This window comes from Protofrankia coriariae, from assembly GCF_001017755.1.
In the GTDB taxonomy this organism is placed as follows: domain Bacteria; phylum Actinomycetota; class Actinomycetes; order Frankiales; family Frankiaceae; genus Protofrankia; species Protofrankia coriariae.
In genome coordinates this window covers 19,156-22,486 of the sequence record NZ_JWIO01000054.1, presented here as the reverse complement: position 1 = coordinate 22,486, position 3,331 = coordinate 19,156, and the positions used below count along the sequence as shown (strand labels likewise).

The 3,331-nt window shown below is 68.3% G+C and carries 3 protein-coding genes and 2 pseudogenes; 4 read left to right on the top strand and 1 reads right to left on the bottom strand.

Annotated features, from left to right (window positions below; genetic code table 11):
* Positions 1-30 precede the first annotated feature (30 nt).
* The 4 genes and pseudogenes from FrCorBMG51_RS32060 to FrCorBMG51_RS21955 form a co-directional block, all read left to right on the top strand.
* Positions 31-282 (top strand): helix-turn-helix domain-containing protein, encoded by a 252-nt coding sequence (locus FrCorBMG51_RS32060; RefSeq protein WP_338052794.1) that lies wholly within the window; start codon positions 31-33, stop codon positions 280-282.
* Between the two features lie 51 nt (positions 283-333).
* Positions 334-555: a type II toxin-antitoxin system VapB family antitoxin gene (vapB, locus tag FrCorBMG51_RS32870; protein ID WP_047224914.1), complete on the top strand. Its 222-nt coding sequence runs from the start codon at positions 334-336 to the stop codon at positions 553-555.
* Positions 552-980 (top strand): PIN domain nuclease, encoded by a 429-nt coding sequence (locus FrCorBMG51_RS21960; RefSeq protein WP_047224913.1) that lies wholly within the window; start codon positions 552-554, stop codon positions 978-980. The genes vapB and FrCorBMG51_RS21960 overlap by 4 nt, the downstream gene beginning before the upstream one ends.
* A 123-nt stretch (positions 981-1,103) precedes the next feature.
* Positions 1,104-1,391: pseudogene (locus tag FrCorBMG51_RS21955) on the top strand (Uma2 family endonuclease); the annotation flags it as partial.
* Positions 1,392-1,787: 396 nt separating this feature from the next.
* Here FrCorBMG51_RS21955 and FrCorBMG51_RS21950 read toward each other — a convergent pair.
* Positions 1,788-2,546: pseudogene (locus FrCorBMG51_RS21950) on the bottom strand (LLM class flavin-dependent oxidoreductase); the annotation flags it as partial.
* Positions 2,547-3,331: the final 785 nt, after the last annotated feature.

Sequence of the window (3,331 nt, the reverse complement as noted above, 5' to 3'; positions counted from 1 at the left end):
GCGGGTGCCCGCCACGCCCCGGCCGACTGGATCCTGCGAGCCCGGATCATCACGGCCAGCTGGGACGGTCACCGCACCGGCCAGATCGCCGCCGCGGTGCATCGCCACCCCAAGACCGTCCGGTGCTGGCTGCACCGGTTCAACGCCCACGCGAAACCCTGGATCTGGGACGCCCCGCCCCACCGACCCGGAAACTCCGCCGCCGCTTTGTCTACTGCCTTTGAGGAACGCAGCACTAGGGAAGTCCCCGCCGCTTGCCCAAGCCACGGGCCCTGTCTCTGATAGCATCAGATATCATTGGGAACTGCGGTCTTCCGCCTGGAGGTGTGGCCGATGTCCGACGTGCTCATTCGTGACGTACCCGACGACGTGCTGGCCGCCGTCGAGGCGCATGCCGCCAGGCTCGGCCTGTCCCGCAACGAGTACCTTCGCCGGCAGCTCGCCCAGGACGCGGCGCGCTCGGTCACTCCAGTGACCCTGGACGACCTGCGCTGGTTCAGCACCACGTTCCGTGATCTCGCCGACCCGGAGGCCATGCGGCAGGCCTGGGCGTGACCGCCGCAGCCGAGACGACGCGGCGCTGGCTCATCGACAAGTCCGCGCTCGTCCGACTGAGTGAGAGCCCCGATGCCGACCAGTGGTTGTCCCGTATCCAGCAGGGCCTGATCCGGATCACGACGGTCACGATCCTGGAAGTCGGCTTCTCCGCGAGATCCGCTCAGGATCTTCATGTCAGGTTACGCCGGCCACCGATCTCGGCGACGCCCGTCGAGAACACCACGCCCCGTATCGAAGCCAGGGCCGTCGAGGTCCAGGAACTGCTCGCCGGTACCGGGCACCACCGCGCACCGTCCGTCCCCGACCTGATCATCGCCGCGACAGCCGAACTCGCCGGAATCGTGCTGCTGCACGTCGACAAGGACTTCGAGCTGATCGCCGCGGTCACCGGACAGCCCACCGAACGACTCCGCCTGCCGTAGCAGGTAACGGCCGGCCCCGTATCCGGACCTGTCATGCCGCCTGGCCCGGGACGGTCTCGCTATGCTTGCTCGAAAGGGCTGGATTCCCAGGCCATTTCCGGGAGATGTGCCATGACCACGGAGATGGTCGCCCCCGCCTGGATGCACCAGCAGATCACTGCCGAGCAGTATGACTCCTGGTCCGAGGAGCAGTGTTCAGGCATCGAGATCGTGGACGGGATGGTCGTCATGACCCCCGGCGCCTCCCCCCGGCACAACCGACTGGCCCGGATCGTCGCGAATGTCCTGGACTCGGCCGGTGGGGTGGAGTGGAACGCCGACACGGACTTCGACGTCCAGCTTCAGGACGTGCCACTCACCAACCGTCGTCCCGACGTGGTCGTATACCGCGCCAGCATGATCGACAATATGCGGAAGGACAGCGGGCCGAACCCCGACGGAATCCGGTGAAATCAAGTCAAATATCCGCTCGGACCAGTTCCGGGGTGCGCAGCAGCGGGAGGAGCTGGTCGCCGATGCGGGCGGCCTCTCGCTTGTAGGGGGTGTCGGAGAGGACGAAGTGGGTGATGCCAAGGTCGGCGTACCGGTGCAGGGCGGTGGCCACGTCGTCCGGGGAGCCGACCAGCCAGGTGGTGCCCGCGCCGCCACCGCCATACCGGCCGGGGGNNNNCCGCCATACCGGCCGGGGGTGGTGTAGAGGCAGGAGTCGAGCACTTCGCCGTGTTCGGCGAGGTCGAGCAGCCGCTGCTGGCCGACGGCCCGGCGCCGTCTGGGATCGTTGTGCTGGTCGACCTCGCGCGCCATCAGCGCCACCTTCGCCTCGGCGTCCCGCCAGGCCGCCTCGGTGGTGTCCCGGACCAGGGTCGTGATCCGCAGCCCGAACTCCAGCGGGGCGTGGGCGCGGCCGATGGAGGAGCTCAGCGTCTTCAGCCGGTCGATCCGCTCGGCGATGCCTTCCAGCGGCTCGCCCCAGAAGAGCTGGACGTCGGCCTCGGCAGCCGACACCCGCTCCGCGACAGCCGAAGCGCCACCGAAATAGAGCCGCGGATGTCGGCCCCGCTCGGCGAGGTAGGGCCACGGGCACACCGTCGAGTTCTCGACGGCGAAGTACTCACCACGGAACGTGACGTTCTCCTCGGACCACAACCGCCGCACGAGCTGGAGGAACTCCCTGGTGCGGCCGTACCGGCGGGCCGGGTCGTTCTGCGCGTCACCGTAGGCGCCAAGGTTGTCCAGACCGCTGACGATGTTGACAAGCAGGCGGCCGCCGCTGAGCTGGTCGAGAGTGGCGGCGGCGCTGGCGAAGTGCGCCGGTTGCCAGTATCCGGGCCGGATCGCCGCCAGCGGCTGAAAGGTGGTGGTACGGGCGGCCAGCGCGGTGGCCACGGTGAACGTGTCCGGGCGGCCCCAGCCCGTCCCGATGAGGGCACCGCCCCAGCCGTGGTCCTCCGCGGCGCGGGCGAGGTCGGTGGAGAAGTCGAGGGTTCCCCATCCGTCGCGGGTGTCGTCGCCGCGGTGCCCGGGCTCAATGGTGTTGGGGACGTACCAGAGAAACTCCGTGCCCATCTGAAGACCTCCCATCTGAAGACCTTCCGTCTGAAGACCTCCGTCGTATCCGGTCTCGCGCGATCCGCGCGGCCGGTTGAGGACGCCGTCCCGTTCAGCGGGTTCAGCGGGTTCACCGGGTAGCCGCCATCCAGCATTAACATGCCGCCTACCGGTATGGCTGAAAAATTCACCAGATTGTTCTGTTGATGGCTACCAGGCGGTCAGGAGCCGAGCCGGGTTGCAGCTGGGCAGGCCCGGTAGCTGGGTCGTCGTTCGCGTGACGGCGACGGGTACCGGGGTGTCGCCGCCGGCCGCGTACCCGGCCGGCTTGCCGTGGCCGACCGGCCCTCCGATGCCGAGCGCGAGGCCGGACGCGAAGCCGGGTCAGGCCGCGGGTCCCAGAATGCGGGACGCGTCCCCACCGGGCGAAGCGTCGGTTCTCACCTGGTGGAGCCCCGCGGCCGGAAGAGCGACGTGAATCCGGGGCCGGCTACCGGCATCACCGACCCGCGAACAAGAGGATTTCACTACGTATTTCGTTCAGTTCTGCTTAATCGGCAGGATTGTTTGACATCGGCCGGCCAGCCGGTAAGAATTCGCCCGACCCGATGAAAGAGAGGGCCGATGACCACCGCTGCCGTCGATGCGCAACATGTCATCACCGCCGAGAAACCACGGAAGAAGCTTTCGCTCGGACGTGATGTCGTGCTGCTTGAGGTGCACCGCGACGCTTCCACCGGCGTCACCGAGCGCATCCCGAGCGCGCACGTCGTCTCGCTGGCGGCCCAGCTCGCCGGGCCGCC